The sequence below is a fragment of the Paenarthrobacter nitroguajacolicus genome (assembly GCF_029952445.1).
GTDB classification, from domain to species: Bacteria; Actinomycetota; Actinomycetes; order Actinomycetales; family Micrococcaceae; genus Arthrobacter; species Arthrobacter nitroguajacolicus_B.
On record NZ_JAQPPK010000014.1, the window covers coordinates 12281 to 34765 of the forward strand.

The 22485-nt window shown below is 63.7% G+C and carries 18 protein-coding genes and 1 riboswitch; of the genes, 7 read left to right on the forward strand and 11 right to left on the reverse strand.

All coding sequences use genetic code 11. From position 1 onward, the window contains the following. Positions 1-6 precede the first annotated feature (6 nt). A complete protein-coding gene (locus PJL15_RS11815) occupies positions 7-1077 on the reverse strand; it encodes a Gfo/Idh/MocA family protein (protein WP_281451339.1) in 1071 nt (356 codons plus the stop codon). A 305-nt stretch (positions 1078-1382) separates the two neighbouring features. Here PJL15_RS11815 and PJL15_RS11820 point away from each other — a divergent pair, with 305 nt between their 5' ends. The 3 genes from PJL15_RS11820 to PJL15_RS11830 are packed head-to-tail and all read left to right on the forward strand — an operon-like array spanning position 1383 to position 4383. After that, positions 1383-2474: an efflux RND transporter periplasmic adaptor subunit gene (locus PJL15_RS11820; protein ID WP_281451340.1), complete on the forward strand. Its 1092-nt coding sequence runs from the start codon at positions 1383-1385 to the stop codon at positions 2472-2474. A gap of 2 nt (positions 2475-2476) precedes the next feature. After that, complete coding sequence (locus PJL15_RS11825) at positions 2477-3205, forward strand: ABC transporter ATP-binding protein (RefSeq protein WP_281451341.1); 729 nt, start codon at positions 2477-2479, stop codon at positions 3203-3205. Further along, positions 3202-4383, forward strand: a complete 1182-nt coding sequence (locus PJL15_RS11830) for an ABC transporter permease (RefSeq protein WP_281451342.1) — start codon at positions 3202-3204, stop codon at positions 4381-4383. The genes PJL15_RS11825 and PJL15_RS11830 overlap by 4 nt, the downstream gene beginning before the upstream one ends. Here the strand turns inward: PJL15_RS11830 and PJL15_RS11835 are convergent. From PJL15_RS11835 to PJL15_RS11860, 6 genes are all read right to left on the reverse strand, one after another. Further along, positions 4361-5053: an ABC transporter ATP-binding protein gene (locus PJL15_RS11835; protein WP_281451343.1), complete on the reverse strand. Its 693-nt coding sequence runs from the start codon at positions 5051-5053 to the stop codon at positions 4361-4363. The two genes, PJL15_RS11830 and PJL15_RS11835, sit on opposite strands and share 23 nt — an antisense overlap. Before the next feature lie 2 nt (positions 5054-5055). Continuing rightward, on the reverse strand, positions 5056-6546 hold the full coding sequence (locus PJL15_RS11840; RefSeq protein ID WP_281451344.1) for an ABC transporter permease: 1491 nt from the start codon (positions 6544-6546) through the stop codon (positions 5056-5058). A gap of 183 nt (positions 6547-6729) precedes the next feature. After that, positions 6730-7830: a substrate-binding domain-containing protein gene (locus tag PJL15_RS11845; protein WP_281451345.1), complete on the reverse strand. Its 1101-nt coding sequence runs from the start codon at positions 7828-7830 to the stop codon at positions 6730-6732. Positions 7831-7902: 72 nt separating this feature from the next. Then, the gene (mmsB, locus tag PJL15_RS11850; RefSeq protein ID WP_281451346.1) at positions 7903-9174 is read right to left on the reverse strand and encodes a multiple monosaccharide ABC transporter permease; all 1272 of its coding nucleotides are present in this window, start codon (positions 9172-9174) and stop codon (positions 7903-7905) included. A 45-nt stretch (positions 9175-9219) separates the two neighbouring features. Continuing rightward, on the reverse strand, positions 9220-10776 hold the full coding sequence (gene mmsA / locus PJL15_RS11855) for a multiple monosaccharide ABC transporter ATP-binding protein (RefSeq protein WP_281451347.1): 1557 nt from the start codon (positions 10774-10776) through the stop codon (positions 9220-9222). 130 nt (positions 10777-10906) lie between these two features. After that, on the reverse strand, positions 10907-12097 hold the full coding sequence (locus PJL15_RS11860) for an ROK family transcriptional regulator (RefSeq protein ID WP_281451348.1): 1191 nt from the start codon (positions 12095-12097) through the stop codon (positions 10907-10909). A 307-nt stretch (positions 12098-12404) separates the two neighbouring features. On the opposite strand from PJL15_RS11860, the gene PJL15_RS11865 reads away from it, so the two are divergent. Then, positions 12405-13250, forward strand: coding sequence for a carbon-nitrogen hydrolase family protein (locus PJL15_RS11865; protein ID WP_281451349.1), 846 nt, complete (start codon positions 12405-12407; stop codon positions 13248-13250). On the opposite strand, the gene PJL15_RS11870 is transcribed toward PJL15_RS11865, so the two are convergent. Both PJL15_RS11870 and alr read right to left on the reverse strand, forming a co-directional pair. Continuing rightward, positions 13247-14845, reverse strand: a complete 1599-nt coding sequence (locus PJL15_RS11870; protein ID WP_281451350.1) for a PucR family transcriptional regulator — start codon at positions 14843-14845, stop codon at positions 13247-13249. The two genes, PJL15_RS11865 and PJL15_RS11870, sit on opposite strands and share 4 nt — an antisense overlap. After that, entirely contained in the window at positions 14835-16067 is a 1233-nt protein-coding gene (gene alr, locus PJL15_RS11875; RefSeq protein ID WP_281451351.1) for an alanine racemase, read from the reverse strand. Before alr ends, PJL15_RS11870 begins: the two co-directional genes overlap by 11 nt. Before the next feature lie 110 nt (positions 16068-16177). Between alr and PJL15_RS11880 the strand changes: the two genes are divergently transcribed. Continuing rightward, positions 16178-17692, forward strand: coding sequence for an amino acid permease (locus tag PJL15_RS11880; RefSeq protein WP_281451352.1), 1515 nt, complete (start codon positions 16178-16180; stop codon positions 17690-17692). After that, the gene (locus tag PJL15_RS11885; protein WP_281451353.1) at positions 17689-19395 is read left to right on the forward strand and encodes a flavin monoamine oxidase family protein; all 1707 of its coding nucleotides are present in this window, start codon (positions 17689-17691) and stop codon (positions 19393-19395) included. The genes PJL15_RS11880 and PJL15_RS11885 overlap by 4 nt, the downstream gene beginning before the upstream one ends. A gap of 71 nt (positions 19396-19466) precedes the next feature. Here the strand turns inward: PJL15_RS11885 and PJL15_RS11890 are convergent, their stop codons facing one another. Further along, positions 19467-19988 carry a gamma carbonic anhydrase family protein gene (locus tag PJL15_RS11890; RefSeq protein ID WP_281451354.1) on the reverse strand — a complete coding sequence of 174 codons (522 nt, stop codon included), beginning with the start codon at positions 19986-19988 and terminating at the stop codon, positions 19467-19469. A gap of 89 nt (positions 19989-20077) precedes the next feature. After that, positions 20078-20929, reverse strand: a complete 852-nt coding sequence (purU, locus tag PJL15_RS11895; protein WP_281451355.1) for a formyltetrahydrofolate deformylase — start codon at positions 20927-20929, stop codon at positions 20078-20080. 35 nt (positions 20930-20964) lie between these two features. Then, a riboswitch (ZMP/ZTP riboswitch) is annotated at positions 20965-21050 on the forward strand. A 116-nt stretch (positions 21051-21166) separates the two neighbouring features. Here purU and glyA point away from each other — a divergent pair. After that, entirely contained in the window at positions 21167-22462 is a 1296-nt protein-coding gene (gene glyA, locus PJL15_RS11900; RefSeq protein ID WP_281451356.1) for a serine hydroxymethyltransferase, read from the forward strand. Positions 22463-22485: the final 23 nt, after the last annotated feature.

Genomic DNA, 22485 nt, shown 5'->3' on the forward strand with positions numbered 1-22485 from the left:
ACGAAGTCAGCGGGCATCGTTGGGGTAGCGGACACCGAGCTGGGAGCGCACTCCGTCGAAAAGGCGCATGACGTTGACGGAGTCCTCTAAGGGCATCACCGGACTTTCGAGGAGTCCTTGCTGGATGCATCGTGTCACTTCCCGCAGTTCGTAGGTGTAACCAATACCCACGACGTCGAAGTGTTCGGTCCGTGGCTCGTCCCAACCAACACGGATGAGCAGCTCGCGTGGGTTGTTCACGGATCCCACTGTCTGCAGAAAACCAAGGCCGCCAGCCACAGTGGCCGTCCGCGGCCCATGCGCCATCAGGGACGACGTCAATTGCGCCTGTGCACCGGTGTCATAGCCCAGCGTCAATGCGTTCTGGGTATCCACGCCGTCCTCGTTCAAGGAACCGATCGCGGAAACGGACTGCGGAAAACCGAGTGTCCCCAAGGCCCAGAGCAAGGGATAGACGGTGATGTCCAGCAGCGCTCCGCCGCCGTCGTTCAGAGCCCAGATCCGCGCCGAGGGATCATACGGAGCCGGAAACCCGAGGTCCGCACTGACCCACTGAAGCTGTCCGAGCTCACCGGAGGCGGCGATCTCGAAAGCCCGCTGCATGCTGGGCAGGAACCGGCTCCACACGGCCTCCATGAAGAACACGTTTTGCTCACGCGCGATCTTCACCAGCTCCATGGCCTCACGGGCGTTGATGGTCAGGGCTTTCTCGCACAGGACGTGCTTCCCGGCACGCAATGCGGCCGAAGCAATCTGGAAGTGCTGGGCATGGGGAGTCGCCACGTAGACCACGTCCACGGCAGGATCGTCGAACAGGCGCTGGTAGCCGGGAACCCCGCCGTCGTCTCCGTACGCCTTAGCGAATCCGCGCGCCTGCGCGAAGGCGTCCGCGGCGGCCTGGGTGCGGGAACTCACGGCGTGGAGTTCGGCATCTTCGAGAAGGGCCAGATCCTGGGAAACGCTGTTGGCGATGTTGCCCGTGGACACCACGCCCCACTTCAACCGCCGCCCTGTTGCCGAACGGGGATCCTGGTTGGTCTGGGAGGAAAGCCACGGCGCGGCGATGGGGAGTGTCATGAGTGTCATCCTCTCAGAAGCTGTTAAGTCCGTGCACGATCGCATCTTGTTTACGGTCGAGAACAGCGGTGACGCGGCTGCATCCCGCCCCCGTTGTCGCCGCTCGCTCCCGCAAGCACTGGTGCGTCGGGCGGGAATGGGGGCATCCGATGCTTGCCCTGGTCGCTCCCGGAATTCGCTAAACAACCGACACACTAAGCACCCTGTCGGTCCCGGGAATGCCCGGCGCCGGGAGCCACCTCGCTTAGGCTGAGGCAATCATCCCTCGCAGAGGTTCTGTGGGGAGTTACCGAAATGGAGCAGGGATGGGTATTTTTCGGCGCGTCATTTTGCCGGTTGCCTGGTTGTTGGTTTTCGCGGTTATCGCCGTGGCTTTGGTCAAGATCGCCTTTGTGGATGGCCTGAAGTCGGCCGGTTCCGCCCCAGCACCACTGGCCCAGGTTGATATTCCCGTGGTCCCCGCCACCCGGGCCACCGTCACCAACACCGTTCAAATAAAAGGCACTGTCCAAAGCGACGCCGCGGAGGCTGTCCGCAGCACCTCGGCGGGAAAAGTCGTGCAGATTTTTGCTGAGCAGGGAGCCACAGTAGCCAAGGGCGACGCCCTTTTCCAGGTCAAGGCTGAACGAACCGTGGTGGCCCAACCGTCCCAGGACGGGCCAGCCGCTGCGCCCAAACCCGTCTATGACTACTTCGATATCCTGGCCCCGCGCGCCGGCACCCTGCAGCAACTGACCACGCTGGTGGACCAGCAGGTCAATGTTGGAGAGGCCGTGGGCAAGATCGATCCCGGCACGTACACAGTGGCCGGCCCGGTCACCGCCTCCCAGCAGTACCGTCTCCTGGACAAACCCGGTCCAGCCGAGATTGCCTTGGTGGGCGGTCCGGCTCCGTTCCAGTGCAGCGAAGTGACGCTCAAGAACAACTCATCCGACGACGGCGGTACCTCCTCGGGCGGTTTGGCCGCTACAGGCGGGGGCGCGGGAATGGGCGTGGCCGGCGCGATCGCTGGTCCCGGCAGCAGTTCCGGCACCCAGCCAGACGGCAGCAGCACCCCGACGGGAACCATCAGCTGCGCGGTCCCGAAGGATCAGCAGGTCTTTGCCGGACTCGGTGCCACCATGACCGTCAGTGCCGGCGTCTCGCCCGATGTGGTGACCGTTCCGCTGACGTCGGTGAAGGGCAGCGTGAAGGATGGCATCGTCTGGGTAGCCGGCGCAACCGGCGGGGCACCGGAACAACGCACGATCCAGCTCGGCCTGAACGATGGCAACGTAGTGGAAGTGACATCCGGACTGACCGAGGGGGAGCAGGTCCTCGAGTTCGTGCCCGGCACCCCGGCGGCCCAGGATCCAATGATGGGTCCTGGCCAGGGCACCTACATTCCGGCGGGTTAAGCATGGACGCCACCATTGCCAAAGAAACCCTGGTCAGCCTCCGCGAGGTGACCCGGTCCGTGACCCTGCCGGACGACCAGCAACTGCACATCCTGCGCGGCGTCGACCTTGAGGTGCTCAGCGGTGACCATACGGCCATCGTGGGACGCTCCGGTTGCGGTAAGTCGACGTTGCTCAACTTGCTCGGCCTGCTGGACGTCCCGACGTCGGGGGAACTCGAATTCATGGGGCAGCCCGCGCAGCGGCTCAGCAGCAATGCCCGGGCAAGGCTTCGGGGGTCCACTGTGGGCTTCGTGTTCCAGCAATTCAACCTGCTGCCAGGGCGCAGCGCGCTGGACAACGTCATTACTCCGCTGTTCTATGCCAAGGGCAGGGAGTTTTGGCGTCGCCGCGAGATCGCCATGGACATGCTGGACCGTGTTGGGCTGTCCGCCCGCGCGAACACCATGCCCAATATGCTCTCAGGCGGCGAACAACAACGCGTTGCCATCGCACGTGCGCTGGTTCGCCGGCCCAGGCTCATCCTGGCCGACGAGCCAACCGGTGCCCTGGATGTCGAAACCGGCCAGGCAGTCATGGCCCTCCTGGACACCGTCGCCACCGAAACGGCCGCCGCGTTGGTAACCATCACGCACGACACTAACGTGGCAGCCTTGGCCAGAGCCTGCTACCGCCTCGATTCCGGTGTGCTCAGCCCCATGGCGCTGGCAGAAGCGGGAGCCCACGCATGACCGGCTTTGTGTCCTCGCTGGTCGAAGCGTGGCAGGAACTCCGCATCAACAAAGTGCGTATCCTTTTGGCCCTCCTCGGGGTCGCCCTGTCGGTGGCCGCGCTGACATCCGTGGTGGGCCTTGGCAGCCTGGTCCGCGAAGGGATCAAAGCGCAGTCCGAACGCGACGGTGGGCGGGTGGCAACCCTGACCCTGAGCGTCAACGGACCGTCCACTCCGGATGCCGAAAAACTGGAGAAGGCCTACGAAGGAATCCAGCAGCGCTACGGCATCACAACCTCTACCCATGTGGGTCGCACCCAGGCGGGATTCCAGTTTCCCCGCGGCGTGACAGCCGTGAACATGACCATCGTGGACATTGGCTACGGCATCATCCACCGCGTGCCGCTCACCCAAGGAACCTGGTTCGCCGCCGACGACGACCAAAGGCTCGCACCCGCCGTCGTCGTCTCTGAGGGCTTCTACAACCAAGCCGGCAGGCCCAACCTGGCTACCAATCCCACGGTCAGCATCCCAGGGGACCAGCCGGCAACGGCGGTGATTATCGGCGTCGTTCCGGACACCTGGCCGGGCACCCCGCCCGCTGCGTTCATCCTCACCAAAGGGGCAGCCATGACCGGTATGAAACCCGACATGTCCGAGTTCAAGCTGTGGGTGGGGGAGGAGCAGGCGGGCGCACTGACCGCGGCCATCTCGGCAGACCTGCAGGGCCAATTCCCGGGATACTACGCCCAAGCCCAGCGCCTCGACTACGCCGCCCACGGTGATCCCCTGGGACCGGCCCAGTGGATCATTGGCGGCGTAGCCGGGCTGGTGCTCTTGCTCGGTGCGGTGGGAATGCTCAACATTTCCATGGTCACGGTGCGCTACCGTGTCCGTGAAATCGGTATTCGCCGCAGCTTCGGCGCTACCTCAGGCCGCATCTTCGTGGGGGTCATGATGGAATCCGTGGTGGCCACTGCTGTTGCCGGCCTGGCAGGAGTCATGCTGGCCGTGGCCGTGGTGAAAAACCCGTGGATCGAATCAAAGGTAGCCCCGGGACTGACGGAGTATCCGCCCTTTCCCATCGACGCCGCGCTGCTGGGTTTCGGTGCGGCGGTCCTTGTGGGCGCACTCGCCGGAGCCATCCCGGCGCTCGTGGCGGTGCGCGTCAAGGTTATCGACGCGATCCGCTTCTGACCTCCTCGGTGAGCCGGCCCTGCTGAAGACGGAAGCAGCGTTCGGTTTTCTGCGCCAGGCTGCGATCATGCGTGACCACCAGGATGGTGGTGTTGTGGTCGCGGCTCAGCGAACTCAGGAGTTCGATGATGTGCTCGCCGGTCTGTTCATCCAGGTTTCCGGTGGGCTCATCAGCCAGGATCAACTTGGGCTCGTTGGCCAGAGCCCGCGCAATCGCCACACGCTGCTGCTCTCCACCTGAGAGCCGGTTGGTCCGGCGCGGGTGCTTCTCTGGATCCAGCTGCACCTGCTCCAGCAGCTCCTTGGCGCGCTTCAGCCTGGCCGCCTTGCGGATACCGGCGAACTCCATGGGCAGCATGACATTGTCCACGGCGCTGAGGTTGGGGATCAGGTTGAACTGCTGGAACACGAAGCCGATATCCCGGCGACGGTACTCGGTCAGCTTGCCATCCGGAAGGCCCGCCAGGCTGACGCCGTCCACGACGACGTCCCCGGAGGTGGGCTTGTCCAGCGCACCCAGGAGGGACAACAGTGTGCTCTTGCCGCTGCCGCTCTTGCCCACGATGGAGGACAACGAGCCCTTTTCCAGTTCGAAGCTCACACCGTTGACGGGCTTGATGGTCCGGTCACCGGACTTGAATTGGCGGACCAGGTCCTTGACTTCAATCACGGCTATTCTCCTCGGAGTACTTCGATGGGACGGATACGGGCTGTCAGCAGCGCCGGAACCAGCGCGCCGATAATGGCGACGGCGAACACAGCTGCGATGCCTGCTGCGAGGACGCCGGGGGAGACGCTGGCCGTGACGGAGGTGAGCAATTGCGAGGCCCCACCAAAAGGTCCTCCCTGCCCGCCTCCGCCGAAGCCGCCGCCTCCGGGGACGGCGCCGTTGGGCACGGCCCCGGCAAGGCCGCCGCCGCGCTGGGTGGTGGTGGCCGCCGTCGTGCTGGTGTTCGAGCTGATCAGCGCGGAGGCGATGCCGCCGCTGGCGAACGAAGCGATCACTGCGCCCACCACGCTGCCCATGGCGACCAGGACCAGGGACTCAAGAACAAACTGCAGCCCAATGGTGCGGTTGGGGGCGCCGATGGCCTTGAGCACGCCGATTTCACGACGCCGCTCGCGGACCAGCATGACCATGATCAGCAGGATGATGATCCCCGCCGTGGCGAGGGCCGCGATGAACGCGACCAGTGAGATGTTCTTGACGCTGTCCAGTGAGCTGACCGCGGTTTCGAGGTTGCGCTGGCCCTGTGTGACGTCCGCTTTGTCCGCGCCGAGGGCGTTCTGGACAGCGGTTTTGGTGCTGTCCACATTCTCCATGCTGTTGACGGTGACGATCATGGTGGACAGTTCGTCCGGTGTCGCGGCCAGGGTTTGGGCTTCGGGGAGCGTCACGTAGACGGCGTTGTTGCCGAACGCGGTTCCGGCGTCGAAGATGCCTGCCACTGTGAAGGTCTTGTCCTGGATGGTGAAGGTTGATCCCACGCTCAGGTTGTTCTTGGTGGCCAATGATGTGCCTACCAGGGCCTTGTCACCGGCGGTGGTGTAGTCGCCCAGGCCGGTGCCGCTGGTGATGTTCAGCGCCTTGCCCGTGCTGTCCACCTCCGCTCCGATGCCCGTTGCCGTGATGGGAAGGGCACGAGCGGGCTGGGTAGTTGTCCCGTTGGTACCCGTGGTTCCGCTGGTACCCGTGGTTCCGCTGGAGTTGTTGCGGTTGCCCAGCGTGCCCGCATCAATGGCGGCCGTCAGATTGGTGCTGACCGATGCCTGCTGGCCGCCAGGACCGAAGCCCCCGCCTTGCCCCGTCTGCTGGGTGGTGCCCGTAGTGCCAGTGGTGCTGGTGGTTCCCGTTGTTGCCGTCTGCAGGCGCAGGGCCTTCGTTCCGACTACGGACGTAACATTGGCTACCGAAGCCGCTGTCTGGGCTTCCGTCGTCGTGAGTGGTTCACCGCCGCCTTCGAAGCCCTGTCCACCGGCCGGGTTTACCGTGAGGGTGGTGCCCACCGAAGCGTTGAGCTCCTGCACCTTGGACCCTACGGCCTGGTTGGCTACCAGCATGGACAGGGCCAGTCCGATTGCTACGGCAAGAACTGCGACCACCGCCGCTGTTCTGATTTTGTTGCGGAAGGCATTGCCTACGCTTCGGGCAAGGACGCTCACGTTTCTCCTCTGGACCTGCAGTTTTGTGCCCGCGGAACCGCGGGCTGCAGGTCCAACCTTGCTAAGCGCTGCTGTGTGGCACGCCAGTCGAAGCTATGCGTGGGCTGTGAAACCCTGAACACGGCAAAAAGCCCCGGCCCGCCTGTTGGCGGACCGGGGCTTGCTGTCGTGCTTAAAGAAGTGTTACTTGGTGATCGGGCCGAGTACCGGATCGTCGACGTAGGCGGTCTTGACGTTCTCCATGGTCACGATCTGTGGCGGCAGGAGGAAGGCCGGGACGGTCTTGACGCCGTTGTTGTAGGAGTCCTTGTCGTTGATTTCCAGCTGCTTGCCTGCCTGGAGGTCCTTCACCATGGTGATGGCGTGCTCAACGAGCTTGCGGGTGTCCTTGTTGATGGTGGAGTACTGCTCGCCAGCCATGATCGACTTGACGGACTCAACCTCGGAGTCCTGGCCTGTCACAACGGGGAGCGGCTTGCCGGCAGCCTTGACGGACGTCAGAACCGCACGGGCAAGGGTGTCGTTGGGGGACAGGACGCCGTCCAGCGAAGCGGTGCCGTAGCTGCCGGTGAGCAGCGTATCAGCACGACGCTGGGCGTTTTCAGCCTTCCAACCCTGGGTAACAGCCTGCTCGAACGAGGTCTGGCCGGAGAGTACCTTGAGGGTGCCGTCGTCGATCTTCGGCTTCAGGACGCTCATGGCGCCGTCGAAGAAGACCTTGGCGTTGGCATCATCCGGGGAACCGGCGAAGAGCTCGATGTTGTAAGGACCGGAAGGCTTCTTGGCCTTCAGTCCGTCCAGAAGCGCCTGGCCCTGCAGGACACCAACCTTGAAGTTGTCGTACGCCACGTAGTAGTCCACGTTGTCCGTGTTCAGGAGGAGACGGTCGTAGGCGATGACCGTAGCGCCCGAGTCCTTGGCCTGCTGGAGCTGCGTACCCAGCTGGGCGCCGTCGATGGCTCCCACAATGATGACCTTGGCACCCTTGGTGACCATGGCGCTGATCTGGTTCTGCTGCTCGGACACGCCGCCGTTGGCGAACTGGACGTCTGCCTTGAAGCCGGCGCCGGTGAGGCCGTCGTTGAACAGCTTCTCCGCGAGGACCCAGTTCTCACTGGTCTTCTGAGGAAGTGCGACGCCGATCAGCGAGTCCTTGGGGAATGCTTCCCCGCCTCCTGTGCTGCTGCTGCTTGAGCCGCTGTCTGTGCGGCCGCAGGCTGTCAGCGCCAGTGCCGCGATGGCAGCGACTGCTGCTGCCTTTCCTGCTTTACCAAACATTCGCATATCTTGGTTCACTTTCTGTGTGGGTGGGGTGGAGCGAGTCTTCTGGGTGGAGAAGTTTGGGGTGGAAGCCGCTCAGGCTTCCCGGGAAATGACCTCTTTGGTGGAAGTGGCTTCGTCGGGCTTGAGCTCGTTGTTGTTGCGCTGGAAGTTCTTCAGCAGCAACCCCGTGATGGAGCGCTTGCCCTGGGACTTGTTGTAGACATCGAAGGCAACAGCTGCCAGGAGCACCAGGCCCTTGATGATCTGGGTAAGGTCCGCGCCAACGCCCAGGAGCTGGAGGCCGTTGTTGAGGACAGCCATGACCAGGCCACCGACGATCGAACCGATCACGGTACCAACACCACCGGTAACGGCAGCGCCGCCGATGAACACTGCGGCGATGGCGTCAAGTTCCCAGCCGACACCATCGAACGGGCCCGAGGCCGTGGAGCGGCCAACGAAGATCATGCCCGCAAGGCCTGCCAGCACGGACATGTTCATCATGACCATGAAGTTGACCTTCTTGGACTGGACACCGGACAGCTCGGCTGCGTGGCGGTTGCCACCCACGGCGTAGACGTGGCGGCCGAGGACGGTCTTGTCAGCGATGAAACCGTAGATGAGGACCAGGACCGCGAGGATCAGGCCGGGGATGGGGAAGGACGTTCCGGGGCGACCCGTAGCGAACAGGTACGTGGCGTAGAGGATGGCGCCGCAGATCAGTACCAGCTTGGTGACCTCTACCCAGAGTTCGGGGACGTCTGCGCCCAGTGCCTTGTTGGTGGCGCGGGCACGCAGAGACATGATGACGACGAAGGCGGCGGCAAGGATGCCCAGGAGCAGTGTCAGGTTGTTGAAGCCGGTGTTCGGTCCGATTTCAGGCAGGTAGCCGGAGCCCAGGAACTGGAAATCCTTGGAGACAGGGATGGTGTTCGACTTGCCGACGAACTGGTTGAAACCGCGGAACAGGAGCATGCCGGCCAGTGTCACGATGAACGCGGGGATGCCCACGTACGCCACCCAGAACCCTTGCCAGGCACCGATCACGGCACCAAGGAGCAGGCCGAAAAGCACGCCCGCCCACCAGGGGAGCCCCCAGTCACGCATGGCGAGGGCCACGAACACGCCCACGAATGCGGCCACGGAACCAACGGAGAGGTCGATGTGGCCGGCGATGATGACCAGGACCATGCCGATGGCCAGGATGAGGATGTAGGAGTTGCCGTTGAACAGGTTGATCACGTTGCCGGGCGTCAGCGTGCGGCCGTCCGTGAAGATCTGGAAGAAGACGATAAGTGCCACCAGGGCGAAGATCATGCCGAACTGGCGGGTATTGCCACCAAATAGCTTCTTGAGCGCATTCATTGTTTTGGTCCTTGTGTCAGGAAGGGGCGGGGCTGGGCCAAAGGGTCAAGCTGCTTTGCGGGAGGAAGTCATCAGCTTCATGAGGCTTTCCTGGCTCGCTTCGTTCTTGTTCAGGACGCCGGTGATGGCGCCTTCGAAGATGGTGTAGATGCGGTCGGACAGGCCCAGGAGTTCTGGAAGCTCCGAGGAAATGACGATCACTCCCTTGCCTTGGTTCGCCAGCCTTTGGATGATGCCGTAGATCTCATATTTGGCGCCGACGTCAATGCCACGTGTGGGTTCGTCCAGGATGAGCAGGTCCGGATCGGTGAACATCCACTTGGCCAGCACTACCTTCTGCTGGTTGCCGCCGGAGAGCTTGGCTACGCCCTCTTCAACCGATGGGGTCTTGGTCCGAAGCGACTTACGGTATTCCTCCGCGACGCTGAACTCCTTGCGGTCATCCACCACTGAGTAGTTGCTGATGGCGCGAAGGTTGGCCGCAACGGTGGTCGTCTTGATGTCGTCCAGCAGGTTCAGCCCGAGCGATTTCCGGTCCTCGGTCACGTAGCCCAGGCCGGCGTCGATCGCGGCGCGGACGCTGCGGATCTGGATCGGCTTGCCGTCCTTGTAGATCTGGCCCTTGATGAACCGGCCGTAGGAATGGCCGAATACCGACCGTGCCAGTTCCGTCCGGCCAGCGCCCATGAGGCCCGCGAACCCGACGATTTCGCCACGACGCACAAAGAAGTTCGAGCCCTTGCAGATCAGGCGGTCCTGGATCTGCGGGTGGCCGACGGTCCAGTCCTTGACCTCGAAGAAGACCTCGCCGATCTTCGGTTCGTGGTCCGGGAAGCGGGATTCGAGGGTCCGGCCCACCATGCCCTTGATGATGCGGTCCTCGTCCACGCCATCGCGCTTCACGTTCAGCGTTTCGATCGACTTGCCGTCACGGATGATGGTGATCTCGTCCGCAATCTGTTCGATCTCGTTGAGCTTGTGGGAAATGATGATCGAGGTAATGCCGCGGCCCTTCAGGCCCAGGATCAGGTCCAGCAGGTGCTGGGAGTCCGATTCGTTCAAAGCTGCCGTGGGCTCGTCGAGGATCAGGAGCTTCACGGACTTGTTCAGCGCCTTGGCGATCTCCACCAGCTGCTGCTTGCCAACGCCGATTTCCTTGATGGGGGTGTCAGGGTCGTCCCGGAGGCCCACACGCGCCAGGAGTTCGAGGGAACGTTTCCGGGCTTCGGCCCAGTCGATGACGCCCCACTTTGTGGGTTCGTTTCCCAGGAAGATGTTCTCCATGATGGACAATTCCGGGATCAGCGCCAGTTCCTGGTGAATGATCACGATGCCGGCCGCTTCGCTGGCGCGGATGTCCTTGAACTGCTGCGTTTCGGCCTGGTACACGATGTCGCCGGTGTAGCTGCCGTAGGGGTAAACCCCGGACAGGACCTTCATCAGGGTGGATTTGCCTGCACCGTTCTCACCACAAATTGCGTGGATCTCGCCGGCCATTACGCGCAGGCTTACGTTCGACAAGGCTTTCACTCCGGGGAATTCCTTGGTGATGGAGCGCATCTCCAAAAGGATGGGCTCGCCTTGCGTGTCGAGGGTTGTCATCAGCCCTTACGCCTCCAATGCATGACTTCGTTGTCGGCCCCGCAAACGGCGGAGCTGTCTGATGAAAAAGTAAACTGGATCACCTATATTGTCGTCAAGACTTGAACGCATGATCCAGCTAACGATTTCGTTACCTACCGGTAATACCCGCGTGTTGGAACACCAAAGCGGCCGCCCCGAGGGCCTCCGCGCGGGCTCCGAGGGAGGACATTGCCAGGTGCGTAGTCTCGCCCACCACGGGCACGGCATGCCGCACCAGGCACCTGCGGATGGGGTCCAGGAGGAGGTCGCCAAGGCCCGCCAATGGGCCACCGACAACGATCACTTCCGGGTTGATCAGGTTGGAAACGTTCCCCAGCGCCCGGCCGACGGCCAGGCCGGCGTCGTCCACTACGCGCTGGGTGGCGGAGTCCCCGGCGAGGCAATTGCGCACGATGTCCTGCGGGGTCAGCAGGGTGTCCTGACCGCGGCCCAACAACTCGATCATGGTGGTGGTGGACGCTATCGTTTCCAGGCAACCCCTGTTCCCGCAACGGCACACGAGGCCGTGCTCGTGGATGGTCGCATGGCCTATTTCACCGGTAATGCCAACGTTGCCGTAGTACGGGAATCCGTTCAGGATCAGGCCCGCGCCGATGCCTGAGCCGATCTTGAGGAACATGAGGTTGGAGACTCCGCTGTGGGGTCCCCAGGTCACTTCCGACAAGGCGCCGAGGTTGGCGTCGTTGTCAACAAAGACGGGGCAATTCAGGGCTTCTTCCAGCCGGTGGAGGATGTCGATCCCCACCCACTCGGGCAGGATGGCGCCCTGCGCGACGGTTCCGGACCGGCGGTCGATCGGGCCGGGAATGCCGGCCCCGGCACCTACCACCGCTGTCCGGTCGATGCCGTTCTCGCGGAGCAATTTTTCGAGCAGCCGGACTGCGGCGGCGATGCCTTCTTCCGCCTGGTGCCCCAAGGGCAACTCAATGTAGTCCTCGGCAATCACGTGGTAGCCCAGCGACGCCAGGACTACCCGGAGGTGGCGGCGGCCGAAGTCGATTCCGACGGCGACAGCGCCGTTGCTGTTCAACCTCACGTTGGTTGCCCGGCGGCCGGAGCTCGTGGTTGGTTCGGTGGACACCAGCCCTGCGTCCTGCATGATTTTGACGATGTTCGAAATCGTGGCAGTGGAGAGCCCGGTCTGCCGGGAAAGCTCTGCCTGCGTGGACGGCCCGCTCAACAAGCACTCGATGATCCGTTGCTGGTTAAGGTGGCGGAGCGCGGATTGCGAGCCGGGTTTTCTTGGATGGCTCTTCGTTGAGCGCTGCGTAGCGGGCATGACAAGAAGATTGCCCCAGAAGCCATGTTGTAGTCAAGAAGTGAACACAGTGAGTCAAGCATCGCTTACATACTCCAACGCAAGGATTACCCTTAAGTACCCCCTGCGAGGCCCGTTATGCAGGGATAATCCCTCCAATTCCACGCAGGGCGGGCCCCGCAACGGCAGGAGTTGCGTGCATTGCGTCCCGCATCCGGGCTTGGCGGGTCCAATCGCCTCGCCACAAGCAAGATGGCCGAGCCTAGGCTTGAAGCAAGAAGATGTCCCCGGCCTCTGAACGCCCGGGATCAGGAGAAACAAGGTGGTAATGATGCTGCTCGCAGTCCTGCAAGCCAATGCTTCCGTGATGGACGTTGACGCCAACCTGCGCACAATCGATGACGCAGCCCGGCGCGCCGCACAAGCAGGAGCCGGGCTGCTGCTCACGCCCGAGCTGTTTCCGGTTGGCTACGCACCGCTCAGGCTGGATGCCGAACTTGACCCCGCCACGCTGCCGGGAGTTCGTGAACGCCTGGCCGGTATCGCCCGGCAGCACAGGATTGGACTGGTCTACAGCCTCCCGGCAGTCGCGAAGGTACCGCAGCAGGGCGCGGACGACGACGCCGCGCGGCCCACTCACGCCGCTAGCGCCTGGCACATCACGGCTACCTTGCTGGACGCCACGGGCCATGAAGTCCTCAACTACGCCAAGGTCCACCTCTTCGGTCCGGAGGAACACAAAGCGTTCGTCGCCGCCGAAGAACCTCCCGCCGTCGTGGATTTCGGCGGAATCCGGACGTCGATGCTGATCTGCTACGACGTCGAATTCCCGGAGGCCGTGCGGGCTGCCGCCACCCGCGGCGCCGAACTCCTGCTGGTGCCCACCGCGCTGTCCAGTGGTTTCGACAACGTGCCGCAAGTGCTCATCCGCGCCCGGGCCCTGGAGAGCCAGCTGAACGTGGCCTATGCCAACCATTCAGGGCACGAGGACGTGTACAACTTCCTGGGCGGCAGCGTCGTGGCCGGTCCTGATGGCTCGCTGCTCGCCGCAGCAGGGGAGGGCCCAGCTTTGCTGTTCGCGGAGGTTGGCACTGAAACGGTCAAAGCTGCCCGCGAGGAAGTCCCGTACCTGCGGGAGCGCAGGCCGGAACTGTACCGGGAATGGCAGAGCTAGTCCGCAGGTACCGCCACCAACTCATCCGCGTACTGCAGCGCAATCCATAGTTCAGCCCGGACCTGCGCCTGGTTGAGGTCCATGTCCAGGAGTTCGCCCAGCACGCCGATTTGCCGCCGCACGCTGTTGCGGTGCAGGCCCAGGAGCTTGGCGGAGCCGTCCCAGCTGCCGTTTTCGCTGAGCCACCCGCGCAGCACTGACAAGAGCGGATCCCTGCGGTCCGGTTCCAGTGCGAGCACTGGTGCCAGTAGTCGTTCGGCGAGCATGGTGCCAGCCTCCCGGCCCAACAAGCCGGTGACGGACCACGTCACTTCATCCACACGGGCGCTCAACCCGGTGGACAGCACCCGGCTTCGCAGGGAACTGGCGCGCTGATAGGCGGCCGAGAGTCCATGAAGTTCCGTAGGCTCGCCAATAACCAGGCGCCAGCCGAGCTTTTCGACGTCGGCCAGCAACGAATCGTCAACCTTCAAGCGGGTGATCGCCGCGAAGCCATACTCGGTGATCTCCACCAGCTTGGTATCGAAAAGCCGGCGCCACTGGAGCGCTTCGCGAACCGGGCCGTCATCGGCCGTCCCATCCACGCGCACTCCCTGGATGACCCGCATTTGGGCAGACCGCGTGGAGGACAGGCTTTGCGCCAACAGGTCCTTGAGCCCGTTGACGTGCTTCGTTCCGCCCGAAACCAGCGATTCCGGGTGCAGCAACACCGCGGTGGCCAGTTGGCTGGGAGCCAGTGAGCCACTGGTCCGCTGCCGCACCAGCAATTCCAGCAAGCCGACGGCGGCCTGCACCACGTTGTTCTGCGCAGGAGACAAGGGGGTGTCCGAGCCAAGGATCAGGGCCCCGAGATTCGCGTCCTTGGTGCTGCGGAGGGGATGGCCGAATACCAGCGCAGATCCCGGCTGCTCGAAGCCGTCCATCTCCACGCGCGGACCGCTGCCGGACAACAGCCGCTCCAGCATGGGTGCCAGCAAGGAATGCTCGACGCCGGTGCTGCCGCCGGCACTGTGCCCGCGGGCCCTGACCCGCCCGTCCGCCCCCACCAGCAGCGCCCACACCGGCACCCGCTGGACGAGGGCGGCCAACAGTTCGTGTTCCGGCCTGGGGGAGAGGACCGCGCGCATGAGTTGGCGGTTCGTCTCGGCCAGCTGCCGGAAAACGCGGGCGTTGTCCGTCTCCAGGAGTTGCGAGAATTCCAGCCCGATCGCGGCGAACGGTACCGATTCCGGGACCTCGAACAGGGTGAGGTTGTGCTTCCGGCAGGCATCAACCAAGGCCTCAGGGACGGCGTCGAAGTACGGCCTGATGCCGAAGCCCAGTGCAGCAACCTTCGCTTCCACCAGCCGGCGGACGTAGGCATCAACCTTGGCCGCCGAGCCGCCCTTCCCAAGGAAGGGCAGCCCGGCGGTGAGGAGGAACTCGCCCTCCGGAAGGTAGGGGGTGGGGTCTTCAAGCTCACTGGGTTCCACCCACCGCAGCAGCGAGGCACCGCTGCCGCCGTCGTGAATCATGGTCAACTCCGGCGGCAGCTGCTCAACGAACTGTTCAAGCGTGACGAAACTGAGGCGGGCGGTGGCAGGCTCAGGCGACATTGCCCTGCCCGGCGGCGGCCGGCTCCTGGTAATCGGGGCACTCGTAAGCGGTATTGGCGTAGGCACGCGGGAGGCGCGGCGCAATCCTGTTGATGATTTCGTCACCGTGGCTGCCGATCGCGGCGCCCCAGTCGTCGGCGCTCGCGGCCCCTGTGGCGGGGTCTCCAAAGAGCACAGCGGTGTCTCCGACGGCGATCCCGGACGCGTCCGGTCCGAGGTCCACCATGAACTGGTCCATGCAGACCTTGCCGATTACCGGCACGCTGCGGCCGGCGATCTTCACAACCGAACGGCCGCTGATGCCCTTGGGGATACCGTCCGCATAACCGAGGGGGATCAGGCCGAGGTACCTGGGTTCGTAGGTGATGGCCTGGTGTTCGTAGCTCACGCCGGTGCCTGCAGGGACCTTCTTGACCATTACCAGCGGCGCCGTGACGCTGAGCGCGGGGCGGAGTCCGAAGTCGGCGGGGTCCAAGTGGTCGGCGGGAGCCAGGCCGTAAATCGCCAGGCCCGCGCGGACCATGTCGAAATGGAATTCGGGGCGGTCAAGGATGTTTGCAGAGCTGGAAACGTGCCTGAGTTCGGGCGTGAGTCCGGCGTCACGGGCTTCGCGGACAGCGTCCTCGAACTCGGCGACGGCGGTGGCGTTTCCGGGATGCGCGGGAACATCGGCCCAGGCCAGGTGGGTCCAGAGGCCGCGGACGCGCAGGGTTCCGTCGATTTCGGCCTGCCGTGCCTGCGCCACGAGTTCAGCCCAGTCTTCCTTGCGCGCGCCGCCGCGGCTAAGGCCGCTGTCCAGCTCCAGATGCACGACGGCGGGACGGCCAAGGCGGGCCGCGATGCCTGCCAGGACCTCCAGTTGCCCGACGCTCCCGAGGGAGACATCGATGTCGTTTTCCAGCGCCTCAAGAATCGTGGCGCTTGTCTGGGATGCCAGATAAAGCCACGAAAGAATGGGCAGGGTGATACCCGCTTTGCGCAGCGCAATGGCTTCGGTGAGCTGGGCTGTTCCCAGCCAATCAGCTCCCGCTTCCGCTGCCGTTCTGGCAACTTCCACCAAGCCGTGCCCGTAGGCATTGCCCTTGACCACGGCCATGAAGAACGGCGCTTCAGTGCGCTGCTTCAGGGCCTTGACGTTGTCCGAAATGGCGGACAGGTCAACGGTGACCTGTCCGGAGAGGACTGCGGAGGCAGCCTCTTGATACTGTGCATTACGTCTCATGGTTGAACACTATAGGTCATTTTGCACCGTGGTGAGAGGTGGCTCACATGCCAGTCTTGTGGAGGGGAAATCGAAACTACTTGGAAGGGACGTCAAGGGTGACTGTGCCTGTGAACACCGAAAATCCAGCGGCGGTGGGCGCTGCGAGGCCGAGCCTCGGAGCCCAGTTGCTGCGTCGTAAGCCCATTGGGCAAATGGTCAGCGAGTCCGGCAGCGGCGAGGGCGGCACTCCGCTGGTCCGCAGCTTCGGCGTGTTGCAACTGACCATGATCAGCGTTGGTGCCACGCTTGGCACCGGCATCCTGGTGATTCTTGGCGAATCCGTTCCGCTGGCCGGCCCGGCTATCTGGATCTCCTTCGTCATAGCCGGCCTGGCAGCGCTCCTGTCCGCCGTCTCCTACGCCGAAATGGCCGGGCTTGTCCCCGTAGCCGGCTCCAGTTACTCCTACTCCTACGCCACCATGGGCGAGGGAATGGCATGGATTTGTGGCTGGTGCCTCGTGCTCGAATACGCCGTCTCCGTGGCAGCGGTCGCTGTTGGCGCCGGACAATACGTCAACGAGACCCTGGCCGCGTTCGGCCAGGTCCTTCCGGATGCGTTGTCGCAACCACCGGGGGATGGCGGCATGGTCAACGTGCCCGCCGTCGTGATCGTGGTCTTCGCCATGATCCTGCTGGTCAGGGGCGCCCGTGAGAGTGCATGGATCAACACCGCGATCGTCATCATCAAGATCGGCATTCTGGTCTTCTTCTGCGCAGTGGCCTTCACGGCCTTCAATGCCGGCAACTTCGAGCCCCTCCTGCCCATGGGCGCTGCAGGTGTTTCGGCCGCCGCATCGAGCGTCTTCTTCTCCTACATCGGCTTCGATGCCGCCTCCACTGCTGGGGAAGAGGCCAGGAACCCCAAGAGAGACTTGCCCCGGGCCATCATGCTTTCCATGGTGATCGTTACCAGCATCTACGTCCTGGTCTCCGTGGCCGCCATAGGTGCCCGCCCCTGGGGATGGTTCGATGGAACCGAAGCGGCCCTTGTCCAGATCCTGCACGAGATCACCGGCCAGCCCTGGATCGCCCTAGTCTTCTCCATCGGTGCCGTGCTTGCCATCGCCAGCATCGTATTGACCGTCCTTTATGGCCAGACGCGCATCCTGCTGTCCATGTCCCGCGACGGCATGGTGCCTAAGATCTTCGGCCGCGTCTCACGCAGGACCGGCACGCCGGTGGCGGGAACGCTCATCATTGGCACCGCCGTCGCCCTCACCGCAGGCTTGGTGCCGCTGGGTGCCCTGGCCGACGCCACCAGCATCGGCACGCTGTTTGCCTTCGCCTTGGTCAACGTTGCCGTGATCTACCTGCGACGCAACCGACCCGACCTTGAGCGCAGCTTCCGCGTCCCGCTGTACCCGATCACGCCGATCCTTGGCGCCCTGATGTGCGCCTACCTGATGCTCAACCTCGGCGCCGATACCTGGATCACCTTCGGTATCTGGATGCTCGTGGGCATCGCCGTCTACTTCGGCTATGGACGCCGGAACTCCAAGGTAGCCGCGCTCAGCGAGCAGGACTACCGTGAACTGACAACCAGGGCCATGAGCCCGGAACCTGTGAAAGCAGCGAACCCATGACCATCGCCACCGAACTTCCCACCGCCGACGCGATAGCTCCCGCGCCAGGTGCCACGGGAGCCCCCATCACCATGCTGAACCCGGACTTTCCCTTCAGCTACGACCATTACCTGGCGCACCCGGACGGACTGGGCTCCATCCCCAAGGAGCAGTACGGCACCGAAGTCGCCGTCATCGGCGCCGGACTCTCAGGGCTCGTCACCGCCTACGAACTCATGAAGCTCGGCCTCAAGCCGGTCATCTACGAGGCAGACCAGATCGGTGGCCGGCTCCGGACCGCCAGCTTCCCCTCCGCCCCGGGCGTGGTGGCAGACCTTGGCGGCATGCGCTTCCCGGTTTCGGGCAAAGCCTTCTACCACTACGTGGACCTGCTGGGCCTGGACACCAACGACTTCCCCAACCCCATGGCACCGGCAACGTCCAGCACCGTGATCGAACTCGCTGGCAAGAAGCACTACGCCACAACGGCCGATGAGCTCCCCGAATTCTTCCGCGAGGTTGCCGATGCCTGGAAGGCCGCCATCAACGACGGCGCTGCGTTTGCGGAGATGCAGGAGGCCATCAAGGCACGCGATACCAAACGGATCAAGGAGCTGTGGAACGCGCTCCTGCCCGAACTGGATGAGCAGACCTTCTACGGCTTCATCGCGGCCAGCAAGTCCTTCAAGGAGGCCGGCTTCGCCCACCGCGAGGCATTCGGCCAAGTGGGTTTCGGCACCGGTGGTTGGGACACGGACTTCCCCAACTCGATCCTGGAGATCCTGCGTGTCGTTTACACCGACGCGGATGACCAGCACCGCTCCATCGCGGGAGGAGCGCAAAGGCTCCCCGAGGCACTCTGGAACCACGCGCCGTCGGGCATTAAGCACTGGCCGGAAGGCACCTCGCTGGCATCGCTGCACTCAGGTTCGCCGCGCGGAGCCGTGGACAACATCCGGCGTTCTGAAAACGGCGACCTCGTTGTACGGGAAAACTGGGGGCGCGAAGCCAGCTACCAGGCCGTGGTGACCACGTGCCAGTCCTGGCTGCTCTCCACCCGCATCCACACCGAAGAAGCATTGTTCCCCGCGGAGATGTGGACGGCGATCGAGCGTTCGCACTATATGCAGTCGTCCAAGACCTTCGTGATGGTGGACCGGCCCTTCTGGAAGGACATCGACCCCGAGACCGGGCGTGAGGTCTTGTCCATGACCCTCACCGACCGCCTCAACCGGGCAACATACTTGCTCGACGACGGCCCCGACAAGCCCGCTGTCATCCTCCTGTCCTACACCTGGAATGACGACGCCTTGAAGTGGCTGGCCCTCACCGCGGAGGAGCGCGTCAAGCTGATGCTGCACTCGCTGGAGCAGATCTACCCGGGCGTGGACATCGCCAGCCACATCGTGGGCCAGCCGATCACGGTCTCCTGGGAGGCGGACCCCAACTTCATGGGGGCTTTCAAGGCCAACCTGCCCGGGCACTACCGGTACCAGCAGAGGCTCTTCACGCACTTCAAGCAGGACAAACTGCCTGAGGGCCAGCGCGGTATCTTCCTGGCCGGCGATGACGTCTCCTTCACAGCCGGTTGGGCCGAGGGCGCAGTGACAACGGGCTTGAACGCTGTGTGGGGCGTCGTGAACCACCTGGGTGGCTCGTCGGTGGCCGGAAACCCGGGTCCGGGTGACCTGCTGGACGAGCTCGGCCCGATTTCGCTCGACTAGTCCAAACGTTGCGGGGCCCGCTCTGCACGTCATATCCCCAGGATGGCGTGCAGAGCGGGCCTCGCATCCGTTTAAGCCGCGTGCATCTCCCGGTGAGCCGCAGCCAGTTCCTTGTAGTGGGACGCGTTGTGCTTGACGCCCTCGAATTCCTCGTCCGTCAATTCGCGGCGGACCTTCGCCGGAACACCGGCTACGAGGGATCGCGGGGGAATGACCGTGCCTTCCAACACCACGGCACCCGCGGCAATCAGGGAACCGGTGCCGATCACTGCGCCGTTGAGGATGGTGGCGCTCATGCCGATAAGGCAGTCGTCCTCAACAGTGCAGCCATGGACCACAGCACTGTGCCCTACCGAGACGCGCTCGCCGACGGTGCAGGGAAATCCGGGGTCCGCGTGCAGGACCACGTTGTCCTGGAGGTTGGATCCAGCGCCGACTTTGATCGCTGCAGTGTCCGCACGTACAGAGACGCCGTAGAAAGCGCTGGAATCTTCCGCCAGTGTCGCCTTGCCGATGATCGACGCCGTGGGTGCCACAAAAGCCGTTTCATGGATGTCCGGGGTGTCCCCGGCGAAGGTGTAAGAAGGTGCCATGTGCCCCAGCTTATTCCCAACTAAGTAGCAGCAAACGTCGCTATGAAGGGTCAGTGGAACGTTTACTGTCACCTAGTTGGGTGAAGGGGCTAGTTGAACACCACGGTCCGGGTGCCGTCCAGGAGCACGCGGTGTTCGGCGTGCCACTGGACAGCCTGGGCCAACGTGCGTCCCTCGACGTCGCGGCCCATCTGGACGAACTGGGCGGCGGTGCGGGCGTGGTCCACCCGGATCACTTCCTGCTCGATGATCGGACCCTCATCCAGGTCGGCGGTCACATAGTGGGCTGTTGCGCCGATGATCTTCACGCCGCGCGCGTGGGCCTGGTGGTACGGCTTGGCTCCCTTGAACGAGGGGAGGAACGAGTGGTGGATGTTGATGGCCCGGCCGTTCAATTCCGTGCAGAGATCGTTGGAAAGGACCTGCATGTACCTTGCCAGGACGGTGAGCTCAACATCGTGCTCGGCGATCAGCTTCAACAGCGTCGCTTCGGCCTGCGGCTTGGTATCTGCGGTGACGGGGATGTGGTGGAACGGGATGCCGTAGAACTCCGCCAAGGACTCAAGGTCGCGGTGGTTGGACACGATGGCCGGAACCTCGATGGGCAGGGTTCCGGTGCGCTGCTGGAACAACAAGTCGTTGAGGCAGTGCGCGTCCTTGGAACACAGGATGAGGGTGCGCACCTTTTGGCCCACGGGGTTGATCTGCCAAGTCATGCCGAAGGTTTCGGCGACAGGCTGCAGGGCCGCTGCGAGTTCCGCCTGGGTGCTCGACGTCGTTGCCTCCACGCGCATGAAGAAGTTGCCTGTGGTGGGGCTTCCGTACTGTTGCGAATCGGCGATGTTGCACCCCGCACCAAGAAGGGCGCCGGCAACAGCGTGGACGATGCCGGGACGGTCGGGGCAGGAGAGGGTCACAACAAAAGCGGTGGATTCAGTCACACGGATAAGCCTACCGGTGCAGCCTTGTTGTACTGTTAACGGGTCGCAACTGGCGTTGGGTGGACTACCACCAGGGAGCGGCAATCATGAAGACCACGGATCGTACGCCTGGGCCGAGGGTCATGTCTTACCGTCGCACGCACGTGACCGATGCCTCCCGTCATCAAGGGGACGCGGGAATGCTGCTGCCGGTAGCCTGACCTGTAGCACCACCCGTTGCCTAGCCAGGAGATCTCCGTGACTAACACCACTACTTCAGCGTCTGTTAGCAACCAGTCGCTCGCCGATCTCGATCCCGAGATCGCAGCAGTCCTCAACCAGGAGCTTGGCCGCCAGCGCGGCACCCTGGAAATGATTGCCTCCGAAAACTTCGCCCCCCGCGCCGTGATGGAAGCCCAAGGCTCCGTCCTGACCAACAAGTACGCCGAAGGTTACCCGGGCAAGCGCTACTACGGCGGTTGTGAATACGTCGACGTCGCTGAGCAGCTTGCCATCGACCGCGTCAAGGAGCTCTTCGGCGCCGAGTACGCCAACGTCCAGCCGCACTCCGGTGCCCAGGCCAACGCCGCAGCACTCTCGGCCATGATCACCCCGGGTGACAAGATCCTTGGTCTTTCCCTGGCCCACGGTGGCCACCTCACCCACGGTATGAAGCTCAACTTCTCCGGCAAGCTGTACAACGTTGCTGCCTACCAGGTTGAAGAAGACAACTTCCGCATCGACATGGACAAGCTCCGCGAGCAGGCCATCGCCGAAAAGCCCCAGGTCATCATCGCCGGCTGGTCCGCGTACCCCCGCCACCTCGACTTCGCTGCCTTCCGCTCCATCGCCGATGAAGTTGGCGCGCTCCTCTGGACGGACATGGCGCACTTCGCCGGACTGGTTGCAGCAGGCCTGCACCCGAGCCCGGTGCCGTACTCCGACGTCGTCACCTCCACCGTGCACAAGACCCTCGCGGGTCCGCGTTCCGGCGTGATCCTGGCCAAGGAGCAGTATGGCAAGAAGATCAACTCCAACGTCTTCCCGGGCCAGCAGGGCGGTCCGCTGATGCACGTTATCGCGGCCAAGGCTGTTGCCTTCAAGATCGCCGGCAGCGAAGAGTTCAAGGAGCGCCAGGAGCGCGTCCTCGAAGGCGCCAAGATCATCGCCGACCGCCTGAACCAGTCCGACGTCGCCGAAGCCGGCGTCTCGGTCCTCACCGGCGGCACCGATGTCCACCTGGTCCTCGTTGACCTGCGCAACTCGCAGCTGGACGGCCAGCAGGCCGAAGACCTCCTGCACTCCGTGGGCATCACCGTGAACCGCAACGCTGTTCCGTTCGACCCCCGCCCGCCGATGGTCACCTCCGGCCTCCGCATCGGTACACCGGCACTGGCTACCCGCGGATTCGGCGCCACAGAGTTCACCGAGGTTGCCGAGATCATCGCCACCGCACTGAAGGCCGGCTCGGCTGCGGACGTCGAGTCCCTCCAGGCCCGCGTCGACAAGCTTGCCGCTGACTTCCCGCTGTACCCGCAGCACGAGCAGTGGTAAACAGCCTTCCCAGGGCTGAACAC

What these genes read in the sequence shown, in the direction of transcription:
- PJL15_RS11815 (WP_281451339.1), bottom strand. Translation starts at nt 1,077, where the DNA reads ATGACACTCCCCATCGCCGCGCCGTGGCTTTCCTCCCAGACCAACCAG.
- PJL15_RS11820 (WP_281451340.1), top strand. Translation starts at nt 1,383, where the DNA reads ATGGGTATTTTTCGGCGCGTCATTTTGCCGGTTGCCTGGTTGTTGGTT.
- PJL15_RS11825 (WP_281451341.1), top strand. Translation starts at nt 2,477, where the DNA reads ATGGACGCCACCATTGCCAAAGAAACCCTGGTCAGCCTCCGCGAGGTG.
- PJL15_RS11830 (WP_281451342.1), top strand. Translation starts at nt 3,202, where the DNA reads ATGACCGGCTTTGTGTCCTCGCTGGTCGAAGCGTGGCAGGAACTCCGC.
- PJL15_RS11845 (WP_281451345.1), bottom strand. Translation starts at nt 7,830, where the DNA reads ATGCGAATGTTTGGTAAAGCAGGAAAGGCAGCAGCAGTCGCTGCCATC.
- mmsB (WP_281451346.1), bottom strand. Translation starts at nt 9,174, where the DNA reads ATGAATGCGCTCAAGAAGCTATTTGGTGGCAATACCCGCCAGTTCGGC.
- mmsA (WP_281451347.1), bottom strand. Translation starts at nt 10,776, where the DNA reads ATGACAACCCTCGACACGCAAGGCGAGCCCATCCTTTTGGAGATGCGC.
- PJL15_RS11860 (WP_281451348.1), bottom strand. Translation starts at nt 12,097, where the DNA reads ATGCCCGCTACGCAGCGCTCAACGAAGAGCCATCCAAGAAAACCCGGC.
- PJL15_RS11865 (WP_281451349.1), top strand. Translation starts at nt 12,405, where the DNA reads ATGATGCTGCTCGCAGTCCTGCAAGCCAATGCTTCCGTGATGGACGTT.
- PJL15_RS11870 (WP_281451350.1), bottom strand. Translation starts at nt 14,845, where the DNA reads ATGTCGCCTGAGCCTGCCACCGCCCGCCTCAGTTTCGTCACGCTTGAA.
- alr (WP_281451351.1), bottom strand. Translation starts at nt 16,067, where the DNA reads ATGAGACGTAATGCACAGTATCAAGAGGCTGCCTCCGCAGTCCTCTCC.
- PJL15_RS11885 (WP_281451353.1), top strand. Translation starts at nt 17,689, where the DNA reads ATGACCATCGCCACCGAACTTCCCACCGCCGACGCGATAGCTCCCGCG.
- PJL15_RS11890 (WP_281451354.1), bottom strand. Translation starts at nt 19,988, where the DNA reads ATGGCACCTTCTTACACCTTCGCCGGGGACACCCCGGACATCCATGAA.